Source organism: Pseudomonas poae (genome assembly GCA_028869255.1).
Lineage (GTDB): Bacteria > Pseudomonadota > Gammaproteobacteria > Pseudomonadales > Pseudomonadaceae > Aquipseudomonas > Aquipseudomonas poae_C.
On record CP110972.1, the window covers coordinates 5,137,157 to 5,151,898 of the forward strand.

Sequence of the window (14,742 nt, forward strand, 5' to 3'; positions counted from 1 at the left end):
GTCAGCCAACCAATGTGTGACTGATACACGCTATCGGGGGCAAGCCCCCTCCCACATTTGAACCCTGCCGCCTGATAGACTCTCAACACTTTTTCCGCCCGCGAGCCTCCCCCATGCTCCACGTGTTATTCAGCGTCTACCTGAAAATGCTGGTGCTCTACAGCCCCTTCTTTGTGCTGTCCTGCTTTATCAGCCTGACCCGTGGCTACTCCAGCAAGGAACGTCGGCGCCTGGCCTGGAAAGTCGCGTTGGCCACCCTGGTCTCGAGCGTGTTGCTCTACCTGTTCGGTCGGGTGATTTTCAGTGTGTTCGGCATCACCGTGGACGCGTTCCGCATCGGTGCCGGCAGTGTGCTGTTTATCTCGGCCCTGGGAATGGCCCAAGGCAAGTCGGCGGTGCAGACCGACAATGTGCAGCAGGACGTGACCATCGTGCCGCTGACCATCCCTCTTACGGTCGGCCCCGGCACCATCGGTGCGCTGCTGGTGATGGGCGTCAGCCAGCCGCATTGGGATGACAAGATCACTGCCATACTCAGCATTGCCCTGGCCAGCCTCACGGTGGGCGTGGTGCTGTACCTGTCCAACCGGATCGAACGGATTCTCGGCGACCAGGGCTTGCAGATTGTCAGCCGGTTAATGGGGTTGTTCGTGTGCGCACTGGCCGCGCAAATCATCTTTACCGGGGTGCGTGGTTACCTGGTGCCCTAGATCCGATACTTGGTAATTGCCGACTGCACCTTGTCACCCGCGCTCTCACGCATCAGCTGCAGCGTCTTTTCGTTGACCACCGAGGTATTCAGCACCAGACAGGTCTGCCCGCTGAAAGCCTCGAATGATGAACTGTCCCACTCCAGAAACGGCAGCCCCACCTGCTTGCTCACCCCATAGGAGCTGTAGGTCACCAGCACCATCGTCACCTCGCCCTCGGTTTCGGCACAGGACGCCAAGCCGAAATCACCGCCCTGGTGCACTGTGCTGTTGCGTTTGAACAGTTCGAAAGAGGCGGGGTGCTGCTTCATGGCCTCCAGTGCGTCAGCCGCCAACTTCGGCAATGCGCCAAGCAAGGGCCCGGCCAGAGAGGACGACGCCAGCATCGCCGCAATCATATTCAGCGCCGCCAGTTGCACCGTCAGGCCCTTGCCCGAGCGTTTGACCCGTTCAAAACTGTTACGCACCGGCAACCAGCCCAGGCTGACCATCACCTTGATAAATTCGTCGTACCACACCTCCGTACCGCGCTGCATCCTCAACACATCGCTGACATAGCTACTGGCAAGCAGGTAGCTCTTGCGGATGTACTCGCGGTTCAGCACGGACACCCCCTCGATAAACGAGATCACCCCGTTGTTCACCACCGCCCCATTGCAATCATCCTCAGTGCCCAGGGGCATGGCAGGGCTGGCGCCCGGTGCCCCTGGCAGCTTATAGGCGGCAATCAGCTTGCGCCTTTTCGCACTGATGATCCTTTTGTGATGTCGCTCCATTTTCAGTTCTCCACAACCACCCCACACAGGGCTCACCCCCACACTAGTCCAGTGGCCGGTGGGCTTTCCAGACGACAAACATCGCTTGGAGAGGCGCCCGAAAAAACGCCCTCCAGCAATAGCGAGGCGCGCCTGTGGGCCTTCCGTATTTCAACCCTGAAAAAAGAAAAAGCCCCGAGTAACAGCAGGTTTTCACCCAACATCACTCGGAGCTTTCCGGCTGGCGGCAGGCCGTTTTCAGGAGGCTGGTTTTTCGCCGTACCAACGCGGGGTGTACACCCAGTCACCGCCCCCGGCACGCGGGAACGCACAGGTGGTGGATGAACCGATCAGCACCATGGTGCGCATGTCGACTTGCTCGGGCGTCAGTTGCCCCAGCGTGGTGACGCGCAGCGTCTGGCCCGGGCGACCGATGTCACGCCCCAGCACCACCGGTGTTTCAGGGGTGCGATGCAGCGCGACGATTTCCAGGGCACGCCCCAATTGCCAGGGCCGCGAGCGCGAAATAGGGTTGTAGAACGCCAGCGCCAGATCGGCCTGGGACGCGAGATCCAGGCGCTTTTCGATGATCGACCAGGGCTTGAGGTTGTCCGACAGCGACATCACGCAAAAGTCATGGCCCAGCGGCGCACCGGCCTGGGCGGCGGTGGCCAGGGAGGCCGAGACGCCCGGCAGGATTTCCAGGTCGACCTGGTGCCACGCAGGGTCGCTGGACTCGTGCAAGGCCTCGATCACCGCCGCCGCCATGGCGAACACACCCGGGTCGCCGGACGACACCACCACCACCGAACGCCCCAGGGCGGCCAGCTCAAAGGCGTGGCGGGCGCGCTGCATTTCTTCGCGGTTATCGGTGCAGTGCTGCACTTGGTCGTCACGGAACGGCCCGGCCATGCGTACATAAGTTTCGTAGCCCAGCACATCGGTGCAGCGCGCCAGTTCGGCCTTCACCGCCGGCACCATCAACTCGGCGGCGCCCGGGCCCAGGCCGATCACAGCAAGGCGGCCACGCGGGCGGCCAACCTGCGACAGGTCCAGAGGCTGCTCGGCAACCGTGATCGTGATGTCCGCGTCAGGCGCCACATCGGCGAAACGCAGCGGTACGCCCAACGCCAGCGCGGCTTCATGCAGTGAGGGCTCGGCCATCTGCGTCGCGCTGGCCAACAGGCAGGCCAGGGATTGCACAGCGATCCCCGCTCCGTGCAAGGCCGTGCGCACACGCTGCGCCAACTCCGCGCCCGGCTGGCAGGTCACGCACACCGTCTTCGGGTAAATCAGCAATTCATTGGCCGCCGGCGTGCGCTCGGCGCTGCCCACGTGGATCGCCAGGCGCGCCTGCTGATCCTGTGGCAGGTTGGCCTGGTCCAGCCACGGCGCCGCGCCCTCGATGCGCACGCTTTCGCCGGCCAACAGGTCCGAGACAAACCGCTTGCCCAGTTCCAGGTCAGCCAGCTGATAGCCCTCAGGCGGATTGAGCAGGCAGGTGCCGAAACGCACTTCACCGCTGGTGGTGATCGCAGCGGCCACACCGAGCGCGGCAGCAATATCCCGGGCCATGATGTTCACCCCGCCCAGGCCACCCAGCAACGGCACCACAGCGCTGCCGTCTTCGGCCACGGCCAGCACAGCGGGCTCTTCGCCTTTTTCCAGCAACAGCGGCGCCAGGGTGCGGATCACGATGCCGGCCGCGCACAGCGCAATCAGCGGCGTGCCGTGTTGATACAGCTGGCGCAGGGTTGCGCCGAATTCGTTGTAGGGCTGGTCTGCGCCCTCTACCCGTCCGGCCAGGCCGTGGATCAGCGCGCCGGGGTACACCTGTTGGATCCTGCGCGCAGTGGCCAGGCTGCCCTGCCCCAGAATGACAATCGCCGGGCGCATCAACCTTGCCACCTTTCACCCGGCACAATGATCAGCGAGAAATACGGCGAAGACGCCGGGTCAACCTGATCCAGCGCGACGATTTTCTGGTTGGCCATGGTGGCGCGCTCCACATACAGCGCACGCTCGGCCAGGCCGAGTTCTTCGAGCACCTGGCGCACCTTGGGGAAGTTGCGGCCCAGCTTCATGATCACCGCCGCGTCGGCATCCGCCAGGCGGCGCTTGAGGTCCTCATGCGGCAGAACGCCCGAGAGCACCGACAGGCTCTGGTTGCGATACACCAGCGGCGCGCCAAGCACCGAGGCGCCGCCGAGCATCGAGCACACGCCCGGGATAACCTGAGCCTCATAGCGCTCGGCCAGGCGGTCATGCAGGTACATGTAGGAGCCGTAGAAGAACGGGTCACCTTCGCAGATCACCGCCACATCGCGGCCGGCGTCCAGGTGCGCGGCCACGTCGAGGCTGGCGTTGTCGTAGAAGTCACTGATGATTTGTTCGTAAGACATCGGTGCCGGCAGCACTTCAGTGGTCACCGGGTACACCAGTGGCATCAGGGTTTGCTGGGGTACCAAGTGGTCCTCGATGATGCCGAAGGCGTTGCCCTTCTTGCCTTTGGCCACGAAGTACGCCACCACCGGCGATTCGCGCAGCAGGCGCAGAGCCTTGAGGGTGATCAGTTCCGGGTCACCGGGGCCCACGCCCAGGCCGATCAAACGTCCGCGTGCCGGCATTATTCGACCTCCGTGGCCAAGGCGTTGACCGCAGCGGCGGCCATCGCACTGCCGCCCAGGCGGCCTTGCATGATCACAAACGGCACGCCACGGCTGTCGGCCGCCAGCATTGCCTTGGATTCGGCGGCGCCGACAAACCCCACCGGAAAGCCGAGGATCAACGCCGGTTTCGGCGCACCGGCGTCGAGCATTTCCAGCAGGTAGAACAAGGCGGTCGGCGCATTGCCGATCACCACCACGCTGCCTTCCAGATGCGGGCGCCACAGCTCAAGGGCGGCGGCGGAACGCGTGTTGCCCAACTCCCGCGCCAGTTCCGGCACGCTGTCGTCGCGCAGGGTGCAGATCACCTCGTTATTGGCCGGCAGGCGCGCACGGGTCACGCCTTCGGAGACCATCCGCGCATCACACAGAATCGGCGCGCCGGCTGCCAGCGCATCGCGCCCGGCTTTGCCCGCGCCCTCGGAAAACTGCAGGCCGTCGATCGCCTCGACCATGCCGCACGCATGAATCACCCGCACCGCGAGTTGTTCCAGGTCGGCCGGGATGCGCTCCAGGTTGGCTTCCGCGCGAATAATGGCGAAGGAGTTGCGATAGATCTCCTGACCGTCGCGGATGTAATCAATCATCGGTGTTGCTCCGTGGGCGAGCGCGCAGCAGGGCGCCCGCCGCTTCAATAGAAAGAGTGCGTGCGTGCAGCCGGCCGAAACCGGGTTGGGCTGCGTCGCGAAAATAGAGGTCGTAGTGGCCGGGGCTCACCGCCAGCAAGGTGGCCGGCGCCACGTGCGCGGCGGCGCAGGAGCGCGGGCAGCCGGACAGGTGCACCTCGATGCCGGGTTGCAGCGCGGCCAATTGCACCGCGTCGGCTTTGGTGTCCGCCAGGCCTTTGCCGCAGCCGCTGGAACCGGTGCAGGCGATCATGCGTGCCAGGGGTTGGTCGGGCGAGCAGAGGAAGCCCAGTTGCTCCAAACGTTGAGTAACGGCCTCAGGCTTGTTGACGTTGGGCAGCAGCACGCCCTGCCAGGGCGTGAAGCGCAACGTGCCGTCGCCGAACTCGCTGGCCAGCTGCGCGACGCCTCTGAGCATGTTCGAGTCCAGGCGACCCAACGGCGCAACGGCAGCGACGTAGAACTGATCTTTTTGGTGCTGTGGATAAGTCCCCAGGTGCAGCAAAGCGCCACTGGCCGAGCGTTTGAAGCCCTCCACCGGCAGCAACGGCAGACGCAGCCGGCTCACGAAGTTATCCACAGCCAGATGGCGCATACGGGTTTGCGCTGGGGTCGCCAGGCCCAGAAACAGCTCCAGCACCGCGACCACCAAGGCATGGCCCTGCTCCAGTGGCACCGCCGCCAATGGCGCATTCAGCCCAGGGCAGCCGGCCAGGCCGAAGGCCAATACTATTTCGCCGTCGCGCTCAAACGCCGACAGCCACACGTCGTGGTGATGCTCGAGCATCGCCAGGGCCTCGCCACCATCCAATTGCACGGCAAACTTGGCCGACAGTTCATGGAAGCGTGGGTGGTTTTGCAGCGTGGTCAGGATCTGCTCGGCCAGCGGGCGGGTGTCGAACAGCATCTGCGGGTCGATCCCGGCGCTGGGGCTGAGCATCAGGTTGCGCACGTCGTCGCCGGCGGCGTTGCTCGGCCCGAGGTCGGCGGCCAACAGCATGGCGATCAAGGCGTCCTGCTCGGCACCAATCCCGCGAATCTGCAGGTTGGCGCGGTTGGTCGCCTCGATCACCCCGCCCGCATGGGCCTGGGCGGCGTCTGCCACTGCAATCGCCTGGGCGGCGCGGATAGCCCCCCGGCCAGTTTGATCCGGCAAATTCCGCCATCCAGCGCCTGGACGATACGCAGCAACCCCGGACAAGCCGAGGGGCGCAAGGTGTTCAGAGCAGGCGTTGGGTTCACGGGGCTACCGGTTGACGGGTAAAGGCGCGGTATTATGCCTGCTTTGTCCGGCGGCATGAAAAGCCTGCCCGTCGGATGTCGTTCAAGGAATTGATATGTCGCCCTGGCTGACGGTTGTAGGCATCGGTGAAGACGGCTTCAAGGGGCTGGGCAGAAACGCCCGGCATGCCCTGTTGCGCGCCACGTGGATTATAGGCGGCCAGCGCCAGTTGGACCTGCTGCCGGTGTGTATCCGGGGTGAGCGGCAGGTGTGGCCGAGCCCGTTTTCCCTGGAGCCGGTGCTGGCGCAGCGCGGTACACCGGTGTGCGTGCTGGCCAGCGGCGATCCGATGTTCTACGGCGTGGGCGCCAGTCTGGCGCGCCAGGTGCCGGCTGAAGAATTGCTGATCTTGCCGGCGCCGTCCTCGGTGTCGCTGGCAGCGGCGCGGCTGGGCTGGCCGTTGCAGGAGGTGGTGACGTTGTCCGTGGTGGCGCGGCCATTGGCGGCGATTAATGCGCATCTGGCCAGTGGCGTGCGGTTGCTGGTGTTGAGCAATGACGGTCGCAGTCCTGCCTTGATTGCCTCGTTGTTGGCTGACGCCGGGTTCGGGCCCAGCCGGTTGAGCGTGTTTGAACACCTGGGCGGCGCGGATGAGCGGCGTGTCGAGGGGCTGGCTGCTGATTGGCAACACGCTTCAGTCGCCGACTTGAACCTGGTCGCCATCGACTGCCTGGCTTCCAGCGAAACACCACGCCTGTCACGCCTGGCGGGCCTGCCCGACTCGGCCTTCAAACACGACGGCCAACTGACCAAACGCGATGTACGCGCCATGACCCTCGCCCGCCTTGCCCCGATGCCCGGCGAACTGCTATGGGACGTGGGCGCAGGCAGCGGCGCCATCGGTATCGAATGGATGCGCGCGCACCCGAGCTGCCGTGCACTGGCGATTGAAGCCGATGCAGGCCGCCAGGGCCTGATCGAACACAACCGCGACGCCCTCGGCGTGCCCGGCCTGCAACTGATTCGCGGCAAGGCCCCGGACGCGTTGCACGGCCTGGAAGCTCCCGACGCCATCTTCATCGGCGGCGGCGTCACCCGCGACGGCGTGCTCGACACCTGCTGGCAGCACCTGCGCCCCGGTGGCCGCCTGGTCGCCAACGCCGTGACCCTGCAAAGTGAAATGACCCTGATGAACTGGCGCGCCGAGCATGGCGGCGAGCTGACCCGCATTCATGTGGCCCAGGCTCAGCCATTGGGAGCGTTCGATACATGGCGCCAAGCGTTGCCGATCACGCTGCTGGAAGTGGTCAAGCCGCTATGAAACGCATCCTGTTGCTGGGCGGCGTGACGGAAGCGTTGGCCATTGCCCGCACCCTTGGCCCGGAGCATATCTACAGTTTGGCGGGGGTTGGGCGGGTGCCTACCGACCTCACCTGTCAGGTGCGGGTTGGCGGCTACGGCGGGGCTGAGGGGTTGGCGGCGTTTGTTCGGGATGAGGGGATTGGCCTGATTCTCGACGCAACCCATCCCTACGCGGCGCAGATCAGCCGCAATGCCGCAGAGGCTGCGCGGTTGAGTGGCATCCCTTGCTGGGCATTGCGCCGACCGGCGTGGCAGCCGCGGGCGGGGGATGACTGGCGCGAGGTCGGTGATTGGGCTGAGTTGATTACGGCGTTAAAGCCCTTCAAGCGTCCCTTGTTCACGCTGGGCCGCGAACCGTTGCAACACCTCGATGAAATCCCCGCCGGCCAGTTCTGGACGCTGCGTGCGCTGGATGTGTATCCCGGCAACGAGCGTTGCGAAGTGATCGGCGCACGTGGGCCGTTTTTGATCGAAGACGAGCGGGTGTTGTTTGAACGGCGCGGGATTGATGTGCTGATCAGCAAGAACAGCGGCAGTGCGGCCACTGAGCCGAAGCTGGAAGTGGCGCGGGAACGGGGGCTGCCGATGTTGGTGTTGAAGCGGCCGGTGTTGGTTCAAGTAGATCGGGAACTCTTGTCGCCTGAAGAAACACTCATCGCGTTGGCAAATTTCATTCGATAAATCAGGATCGTTCGCTTGCTTGATTAGTAACCTATTTATTACCTTCAAGACGGCTAATGATTGAGGCGGACTGTGCCGACGCGGTCGGCACAGCTGGCGGATCGTTCCTCCGGGTGAGCACAGGAACGCTCAGGCATCAGGCCCTTAATTCACCGTGGCGTTCGGTTGTGCAACACCATCCTGCACTCGATCAGCCAGCAACAGCGCCAGCTCAATCAACTGTGCAACGCCCAGCAATTCCTCTCGTTTCGAACCTTCAAGGTTAAATGCAAGATCGCAACTCAGCGCATTGGCCGAGGCGAGTGTTTCGCTGAGATTGACCAACAGGTCTTCGGTGCTGACTCCATCGGCTACGGTGAATAGCCGGACGGGGGGATTTGGGGTGGGTTTAATCATTGTGAAGCTCCGGAGAAGTAAAAAGGAGCTGCCACTGATCGCCGCGACGCGATGGGGGTGGCAGCTGTACGCAGGTTCGCGGACCGATTCTCCAGAACACCGGCATACCCGAAGGTATCCCGCGCACAGCCGCCATAGCGCCGCACAGTAGACGATAAAAAAGCGCCAACTGAAAGGAGACGATGACGCTTTTGCGTCTGAAGAAATCCGGGCCGCGACACCCGACCGCTGAGTTTGCAGCGGTGTACGGAGACTAGAGATTGAGTGTCCTAGGGACAACCTCAAAGACTTGTCGGAAATTTCTGTTTGTACGAATCCCCTCCCAACGGTCACCGATTTTGTCTTTTCTTAAAAAGGCGAATCCCCCTACAAGCACTTCCGAACCAACTGGCTGGTTCAGCCAAAAGCCCCCGCCCTAACCTCCCCTCTCGCGGTTTCGCGTCAGCCATCCGCGATGGGGATGCCTGTTTTTGCAGCGCATCGCGACTTGCCAATCTGTATCCCAAGGAATACGATCCGAGATGATTCGATTCAAGAGATCCGACCAGTTTCAGGAATGGCTTGATTCGTCCCGCGGTAAACCTGCCCGTGGACGAGTGTTGACAAGATTAGATAACGCAACACGGGGCAATTTTGGAGACTGCGAAACCGTAGGAAGTGGCGTATTGGAAATGCGTATCCACTACGGTCCTGGATACCGGGTGTATTTCACGCGCATAGGTGAGGTGGTTTACCTGCTGTTGATAGGTGGTGATAAATCAACTCAAAAACGCGACATCCAGCGCGCTAAAGAAATTGCCGATGAATTAGGCAAAGAGGACTGACCCATGACTCAATTTAAAGATTTCGACATAGCCGAGCACCTCAAGACCCCCGAGGACATGACCGAGTATCTTGAAGCCTCTTTCGAAGAGGATTCTGGTGATGGACTACTGATTCGTTCAGCCCTAAACAATATCGCCCGCGCCCAAGGCATGACCCAAATCGCCCGCGACGCCGGCCTTGGACGCGAAAGTTTATACAAAGCCCTCTCCAGCACTGGCAATCCCGAGTTCGCGACTATCATGAAGGTCATGAAAGCTCTGGGCCTCAAGCTTCACGCCACTGCGATCTGATAGCACTGCGACACCAAACCACACCGGCCCTTTTTACTTATCCCCACCGATCAGGCTAAATACCCACCTGATCGTTTAACCCTACGGATTGTCCGCCATGGCCCGTCAACGCTTTGCAATTGCCTGGATCGCCTGCCTTGCAGTGCTGTTCAACGCCTTTGCCATGCCGATGGCCAGTGCGATGCAGCAGTCCCAGAACCCCGTACAGCAATTGCTGTGGGGCAGCTTCTGTTCCTCCAATGGCGCCAGCTTGAAGGCGATTGCCCTGGGCACGCTGGAGATTCCGGCGCCGCAGCAAGACGAGCACTCCACCATGCAACATTGCTGGTGTTGCTCGGGCTCGGCGCCGCTGGTGGCGTTGCCGGGGCATGTGCCGCAGTTGTATGTGACGCGGTTCGATGCGTTCCAGAATCTGCCGGTGCCTTCGCTACAGCCGCCCACCCCGCGCCAGCAATGGCCTAGCCTCAACCCCCGCGCTTCTCCGACGGTCTGATTTCTTCGCAAGTGAACTGCGTTTAGAACCGTTCTGGAGAACTGCCATGCTCAAATCTTCCCTGCTTCTGGCTGCGTTGTTGCTGCCGGTGTTCAGTGCTGCGAATGCCGAGGACTACAAGGCCGGCGACCTGCTGGTCAGCGATCCCTGGTCCCAGGAGTTGCCGCCGAATGCGCCGACTGTGGCGGCGTATTTTGTGATTCATAACACCGGCGTTAGCCCGGACCGCCTGCTCAGCGTCGAGACGCCCGTGGCGGACAAGGCCGAGCTGCATGAGCATGTGATGCAGGGCGACCTGATGAAGATGCAACAAGTGCCCAGCGTGGCTGTACCGGCCAACGGTGATCTGACCTTCGCGCCCATGGCGTACCACGTGATGCTGCTGGGCCTCAAGGACCGCAGCCTGATGGCCGACCGCAAGCAGTTCCCGCTGACCCTGACCTTCGAAAAAGCCGGCAAGGTTGAGGTCGAAGTGTCAGTACAGAAAGTGCCGCCGATGGCCACCCACGAGCATAAACACGCCCAGTAGGCCAACACTCGATGGGCGCCCCTCGCGCCAGGTTGTCCCCCCACCACCGCCTGATGCGCGGCAGTTGGATCAGCCTGTTCGCCATGCTGATGATCTTTATCGGTCCGCTGATTTCCCAAGCGATGCCGATGGATCATCACGCCGGTATGTCCATGGACATGCCCGAGTGCCATGGTGAGCCCAAGCCCGTCAAAGCCCCGGATGAGCACCACGTCCTCTGGGAAAAATGCGGCTATTGCAGCCTGTTGTTCAGCTGCCCGGCCCTGCCCGGCAGCGTGTCCCATGTCACCCTTGGCACCCCGCCGCCGGCCAATGCAATCGCCCCCGCCCCGCGCCTGGGCCATGCCCGGCAGAGCATCTTCCCCGGCGCCCGTAGCCGCGCCCCGCCCATCGCCGCGTAAGCACCTGACACCGTTACTTCACCCCGGCCGACTTTAGACAGACAGCCGCAGGCTGCTGGCCGTGTTGTTTACGATTGATTGATGGAATTTGTCATGTCCAGGTTTTCTGCTGACACCCGTTTGGGATGCACCCCCGTGCTCGCCGTTTTATGCGGCGCACTCCTGGCGCCACAGGCCCAGGCGGATGAACACGAACTGAGCCCCACCGTGATCACCGCGATCGCCCCCAGCTCGCCACTGACCGTGGTCACCAACCCCAAGGACCCGCGCCAGCCGGTACCCGCCAGCGATGGTGGCGACTACCTCAAGACCGTCCCCGGCTTCGCCCTGGTGCGCAATGGCGGCACCAATGGTGACCCGGTACTGCGCGGCATGTTCGGCTCGCGCCTGAATATCCTCACCAATGGCGGCCAGATGCTCGGCGCCTGCCCCGGCCGCATGGACGCGCCCACCTCGTACATCTCGCCGGAAACCTACGACAAACTGACGGTAATCAAAGGCCCGCAAACCGTGCTCTGGGGCCCCGGCGCGTCGGCCGGCACGGTGCTGTTCGAGCGCGAACCGGAGCAATTCGGTGAGTTGGGTACACGGGTCAATGCCAGTGTGTTGGCGGGCTCCAACGGGCGTTTCGACAAAGTCATCGATGCCGCTGCCGGCGGGCCGCTGGGCTATGTGAGCGTGATCGGCAACCAGGCGCACGCCGACGATTACAAGGACGGCAATAACCACACCGTCGCCTCACGCTACGACAAGTGGAATGGTGATCTGGCCGTCGGTTTCACCCCCGATGCCGACACCTTGCTGGAACTCACCGCCGGCCGTGGCGACGGCGAAGCACGCTACGCCGGGCGCGGCATGGACGGCTCGCAGTTCCTGCGCGAAAGCCTCGGGCTGCGCTTTGAGAAGTCCAACATCGGCGAAGTGCTGGACAAGGTCGAAGCCCAGGTCTACTACAACTACGCCGACCATGTGATGGACAACTACAGCCTGCGCGTGCCCTCCGGCACCGGGATGATGGCCGGCCCCATGGCCGCCAACGTCGACCGGCGCACCCTCGGTGCACGGGTCAAGGCGACCTGGCGCTGGGCCGATGTGCAGCTGATCGGCGGCCTCGACGCGCAGACCAACGAGCACCGCGAGCGCAGCAGCATGGGCATCGACACCTACAAGGAACTGCCCCGGGTCAAGGACGCCAACTTCCACAACTACGGCGCCTTTGGCGAACTCACCTGGTACGCCGCCGAGCGTGATCGCCTGATCACCGGCGCACGCCTGGACCGTGCCTCGGCCAGGGACTTTCGGCAAACCATCGGCTCCGGGATGAGCGCCAGCGCCAACCCGACCGCCGACCACACGCGCGCCGATACGCTGCCATCCGGTTTCGTGCGTTATGAACATGACCTCGCCGCCAGCCCTGCCACGCTCTACGCGGGTCTGGGCCATGCGGAACGCTTCCCGGATTACTGGGAGCTGTTCTCCCCCAATACCGGCGCCGCCGGTTCGGTGAATGCCTTCGACGGTGTGAAGCCGGAGAAAACCACCCAGCTCGACTTCGGCGCGCAGTACAAAACTACCGACCTCGAAGCTTGGGCTTCGGGTTACATCGGCCGGGTGCAGGACTTCATTCTGTTCGACTACCAGCCGGGCATGATGGGCACCACCTCCCAGGCGCGCAATGTGAATGCGCGGATCATGGGCGGTGAACTCGGCGCGGCCTACAAGCTGACCCCCAACTGGAAGGCGGATGCCACCCTGGCCTACGCCTGGGGCAAAAACAGCAGCGACGGCAAGGCGCTGCCGCAGATGCCGCCGCTGGATGCGCGTTTTGGCCTGACCTACAGCGAGGACGACTGGAGCGCCGGTGCCTTGTGGCGTGTGGTCGCCGCGCAAAACCGCATCGACCAGAACAAGGGCAACGTGGTCGGCAAGGACTTCGACAAGAGCGGCGGCTTTGGCGTGTTCTCGCTGAATGCGGCCTACCGCATCAATAAACACTTCAAGGTCAGCACCGGCGTCGACAACCTGTTCGGCAAGGCCTACGCCGAGCACCTGAACCTGGCCGGCAACGCCGGGTTCGGCTACCCGGCCAACGACCCGCAAGCCATCAAGGAGCCGGGGCGCACCCTTTGGACCAAGGTGGATATGAGCTTCTAACAGCACCACAGGCAAGCAGCTCCCACAGTTCCAATGCATTGCCCTGTGGGAGCTGGCTTGCCTGCGATAGCGGTGTAACCAACACAAAAAATTCAAAGCCTTGCGGAGCCTAATGATGACCACTCAAAAGATTTCCTTCTACAACCTGGCCTGGCGCTGGCACTTCTACGCCGGCCTGTTTGTCGCGCCATTCATGGTATTGCTGGCCTTGACCGGCATCATCTACCTGTTCAAACCCCAGCTCGACCCGCTGATGTACGGCGACCTGCTGACCGTACCGCCCGCCGAGCACGCCTTGAGTGCCGATGAGCAACTGCAACGCGCCCAGGCGGCTTTCCCCCAGGGCAAGATCAGCAAATACCTGCCGCCGGCCGACGCCACCAGCAGTGCGCAATTCGTGATGCACGAGGGTGGGCGTGAAGTGACGGTATTCGTCGACCCGTATCGCGGCAGCGTGCTCGGTGAACAAGACGCAAAATACAACCTGCAAGCCATCGCCCGCGCCCTGCACGGCGAGCTGATGATCGGCACCGTCGGTGATCGCCTGGTGGAACTCGCCGCCGGTTGGGGCGTGATGCTGGTGGTGTCGGGCCTGTACCTGTGGTGGCCACGTGGCAAGTCTTCGGCGGGTGTGTTGTGGCCACGGTTCAATAGCCGTGGCCGGGTGTTCTGGCGCGATATGCATGCGGTCGCTGGTTTCTGGGGCGCGGCCTTTTTGCTGGTGATGCTGCTCAGTGGCATGACCTGGACCGGCTTCTGGGGCAAGCAATACGCTGAGCTGTGGAACAGGTTTCCGGCGGCGATGTGGAACAACGTCCCGCAGTCCGATCAGCAGGCGCGAGTGCTCAACACCGCCAGCCAACAGACCGTCCCCTGGGCCATGGAAAACACGCCGATGCCGATGTCCGGCGACCATGCCGAACACATGAAACACGCCGGCATGCATGCCGCGCCAGCCGCACCGACCATCCGCCTGCAACAGGTGGTCGACCTGGCCGACGCACGCAAGGTCGAGCCCGGCTACAGCATCACCTTCCCCACCACCGCCGAAGGCGTGTTCACTGTCGCGGTGTTCGCCAACGACCCGCGCAACGACGCCACCCTGCATGTGGACCAGTACACCGGCAAGGTCCTGGCCGATGTGCGCTGGGAACACTACAGCACGGTCGCCCGCGCCACCGAAACCGGCGTGATGCTGCATGAGGGCAAGATGTTCGGCTGGGTCAACCAGCTGATCGTGCTGCTGATTTGCCTGATGATTTTGCTCAGCGCCGTGAGCGGCGTGGTGATCTGGTGGAAGCGCCGCCCCGCAGGCGGGCTGGGGGTTCCACCGTTGCGCCATGACCTGCCGAAATGGAAAACCGCGATGGTGATCATGCTGGGGCTGGCGATCATTTTTCCGTTGGTGGGGGCCTCGCTGGTTGTGGTGTGGGCGTTGGATCGCCTGGTGTTGGCGCGATTCTTCAACCAAGGTGAATCTGCTTCAGGTTCTGCATGAAGCAGGCGAGATGCCCAAGCCAGAGGGCTTCTGTAGCCTTGCGCGACTTTTGCCCCGCAGCCAATAAGTGTTAACTTATAACACTTTCTGCGTTATCGTTGCTCGCCGCTCCCTGCGGCGAGCACCCTTCCAAG

The 14,742-nt window shown here is 62.9% G+C and carries 15 protein-coding genes and 1 pseudogene; 10 read left to right on the forward strand and 6 right to left on the reverse strand.

Annotated features, from left to right (window positions below; all coding sequences use genetic code 11):
• The first annotated feature begins 113 nt into the window (after positions 1 to 113).
• Positions 114 to 710 (forward strand): MarC family protein, encoded by a 597-nt coding sequence (locus tag LRS56_23395; protein WDU61715.1) that lies wholly within the window; start codon positions 114 to 116, stop codon positions 708 to 710.
• Here LRS56_23395 and LRS56_23400 read toward each other — a convergent pair.
• The 5 genes and pseudogenes from LRS56_23400 to cobG all read right to left on the reverse strand — a co-directional run bounded on the left by LRS56_23400 (position 707) and on the right by cobG (position 6,056).
• Positions 707 to 1,486, reverse strand: coding sequence for a hypothetical protein (locus tag LRS56_23400; GenBank protein ID WDU61716.1), 780 nt, complete (start codon positions 1,484 to 1,486; stop codon positions 707 to 709). The two genes, LRS56_23395 and LRS56_23400, sit on opposite strands and share 4 nt — an antisense overlap.
• 237 nt (positions 1,487 to 1,723) lie before the next feature.
• A complete protein-coding gene (gene cobJ, locus LRS56_23405; protein WDU61717.1) occupies positions 1,724 to 3,361 on the reverse strand; it encodes a precorrin-3B C(17)-methyltransferase in 1,638 nt (545 codons plus the stop codon).
• A complete protein-coding gene (locus LRS56_23410; GenBank protein ID WDU61718.1) occupies positions 3,361 to 4,092 on the reverse strand; it encodes a precorrin-2 C(20)-methyltransferase in 732 nt (243 codons plus the stop codon). The genes cobJ and LRS56_23410 overlap by 1 nt, the downstream gene beginning before the upstream one ends.
• On the reverse strand, positions 4,092 to 4,718 hold the full coding sequence (locus tag LRS56_23415) for a precorrin-8X methylmutase (GenBank protein ID WDU61719.1): 627 nt from the start codon (positions 4,716 to 4,718) through the stop codon (positions 4,092 to 4,094). The genes LRS56_23410 and LRS56_23415 overlap by 1 nt, the downstream gene beginning before the upstream one ends.
• Positions 4,711 to 6,056, reverse strand: a pseudogene (cobG, locus tag LRS56_23420) (precorrin-3B synthase). The gene LRS56_23415 and the pseudogene cobG overlap by 8 nt, the downstream one beginning before the upstream one ends.
• A gap of 38 nt (positions 6,057 to 6,094) precedes the next feature.
• On the opposite strand from cobG, the gene cbiE reads away from it, so the two are divergent.
• Positions 6,095 to 7,300: a precorrin-6y C5,15-methyltransferase (decarboxylating) subunit CbiE gene (gene cbiE, locus LRS56_23425; protein ID WDU61720.1), complete on the forward strand. Its 1,206-nt coding sequence runs from the start codon at positions 6,095 to 6,097 to the stop codon at positions 7,298 to 7,300.
• Positions 7,297 to 8,022, forward strand: coding sequence for a cobalt-precorrin-6A reductase (locus tag LRS56_23430; GenBank protein ID WDU61721.1), 726 nt, complete (start codon positions 7,297 to 7,299; stop codon positions 8,020 to 8,022). Before cbiE ends, LRS56_23430 begins: the two co-directional genes overlap by 4 nt.
• 144 nt (positions 8,023 to 8,166) lie before the next feature.
• Here LRS56_23430 and LRS56_23435 read toward each other — a convergent pair whose 3' ends face one another.
• A complete protein-coding gene (locus LRS56_23435) occupies positions 8,167 to 8,418 on the reverse strand; it encodes a DUF6124 family protein (GenBank protein ID WDU61722.1) in 252 nt (83 codons plus the stop codon).
• A gap of 521 nt (positions 8,419 to 8,939) precedes the next feature.
• Between LRS56_23435 and LRS56_23440 the strand changes: the two genes are divergently transcribed.
• The 7 genes from LRS56_23440 (at position 8,940) to LRS56_23470 (ending at position 14,608) form a co-directional block, all read left to right on the forward strand.
• Positions 8,940 to 9,242 carry a type II toxin-antitoxin system RelE/ParE family toxin gene (locus tag LRS56_23440; protein ID WDU61723.1) on the forward strand — a complete coding sequence of 101 codons (303 nt, stop codon included), beginning with the start codon at positions 8,940 to 8,942 and terminating at the stop codon, positions 9,240 to 9,242.
• A gap of 3 nt (positions 9,243 to 9,245) precedes the next feature.
• A complete protein-coding gene (locus LRS56_23445; GenBank protein ID WDU61724.1) occupies positions 9,246 to 9,533 on the forward strand; it encodes a putative addiction module antidote protein in 288 nt (95 codons plus the stop codon).
• Between the two features lie 97 nt (positions 9,534 to 9,630).
• Complete coding sequence (locus tag LRS56_23450) at positions 9,631 to 10,026, forward strand: DUF2946 domain-containing protein (protein WDU61725.1); 396 nt, start codon at positions 9,631 to 9,633, stop codon at positions 10,024 to 10,026.
• 46 nt (positions 10,027 to 10,072) lie between these two features.
• On the forward strand, positions 10,073 to 10,555 hold the full coding sequence (locus tag LRS56_23455; protein ID WDU61726.1) for a copper chaperone PCu(A)C: 483 nt from the start codon (positions 10,073 to 10,075) through the stop codon (positions 10,553 to 10,555).
• Positions 10,556 to 10,566: 11 nt separating this feature from the next.
• Complete coding sequence (locus tag LRS56_23460; protein ID WDU61727.1) at positions 10,567 to 10,956, forward strand: DUF2946 domain-containing protein; 390 nt, start codon at positions 10,567 to 10,569, stop codon at positions 10,954 to 10,956.
• A gap of 93 nt (positions 10,957 to 11,049) precedes the next feature.
• Complete coding sequence (locus tag LRS56_23465) at positions 11,050 to 13,110, forward strand: TonB-dependent copper receptor (GenBank protein ID WDU61728.1); 2,061 nt, start codon at positions 11,050 to 11,052, stop codon at positions 13,108 to 13,110.
• Between the two features lie 115 nt (positions 13,111 to 13,225).
• Positions 13,226 to 14,608: a PepSY domain-containing protein gene (locus tag LRS56_23470; protein WDU61729.1), complete on the forward strand. Its 1,383-nt coding sequence runs from the start codon at positions 13,226 to 13,228 to the stop codon at positions 14,606 to 14,608.
• Positions 14,609 to 14,742 lie beyond the last annotated feature (134 nt).

Bases quoted from the DNA above. Each gene is read 5' to 3' on its own strand.
- LRS56_23395 (WDU61715.1), top strand. From the start codon at position 114: ATGCTCCACGTGTTATTCAGCGTCTACCTGAAAATGCTGGTGCTCTAC.
- LRS56_23400 (WDU61716.1), bottom strand. From the start codon at position 1,486: ATGGAGCGACATCACAAAAGGATCATCAGTGCGAAAAGGCGCAAGCTG.
- cobJ (WDU61717.1), bottom strand. From the start codon at position 3,361: ATGCGCCCGGCGATTGTCATTCTGGGGCAGGGCAGCCTGGCCACTGCG.
- LRS56_23410 (WDU61718.1), bottom strand. From the start codon at position 4,092: ATGCCGGCACGCGGACGTTTGATCGGCCTGGGCGTGGGCCCCGGTGAC.
- LRS56_23415 (WDU61719.1), bottom strand. From the start codon at position 4,718: ATGATTGATTACATCCGCGACGGTCAGGAGATCTATCGCAACTCCTTC.
- cbiE (WDU61720.1), top strand. From the start codon at position 6,095: ATGTCGCCCTGGCTGACGGTTGTAGGCATCGGTGAAGACGGCTTCAAG.
- LRS56_23430 (WDU61721.1), top strand. From the start codon at position 7,297: ATGAAACGCATCCTGTTGCTGGGCGGCGTGACGGAAGCGTTGGCCATT.
- LRS56_23435 (WDU61722.1), bottom strand. From the start codon at position 8,418: ATGATTAAACCCACCCCAAATCCCCCCGTCCGGCTATTCACCGTAGCC.
- LRS56_23440 (WDU61723.1), top strand. From the start codon at position 8,940: ATGATTCGATTCAAGAGATCCGACCAGTTTCAGGAATGGCTTGATTCG.
- LRS56_23445 (WDU61724.1), top strand. From the start codon at position 9,246: ATGACTCAATTTAAAGATTTCGACATAGCCGAGCACCTCAAGACCCCC.
- LRS56_23450 (WDU61725.1), top strand. From the start codon at position 9,631: ATGGCCCGTCAACGCTTTGCAATTGCCTGGATCGCCTGCCTTGCAGTG.
- LRS56_23455 (WDU61726.1), top strand. From the start codon at position 10,073: ATGCTCAAATCTTCCCTGCTTCTGGCTGCGTTGTTGCTGCCGGTGTTC.
- LRS56_23460 (WDU61727.1), top strand. From the start codon at position 10,567: ATGGGCGCCCCTCGCGCCAGGTTGTCCCCCCACCACCGCCTGATGCGC.
- LRS56_23465 (WDU61728.1), top strand. From the start codon at position 11,050: ATGTCCAGGTTTTCTGCTGACACCCGTTTGGGATGCACCCCCGTGCTC.
- LRS56_23470 (WDU61729.1), top strand. From the start codon at position 13,226: ATGACCACTCAAAAGATTTCCTTCTACAACCTGGCCTGGCGCTGGCAC.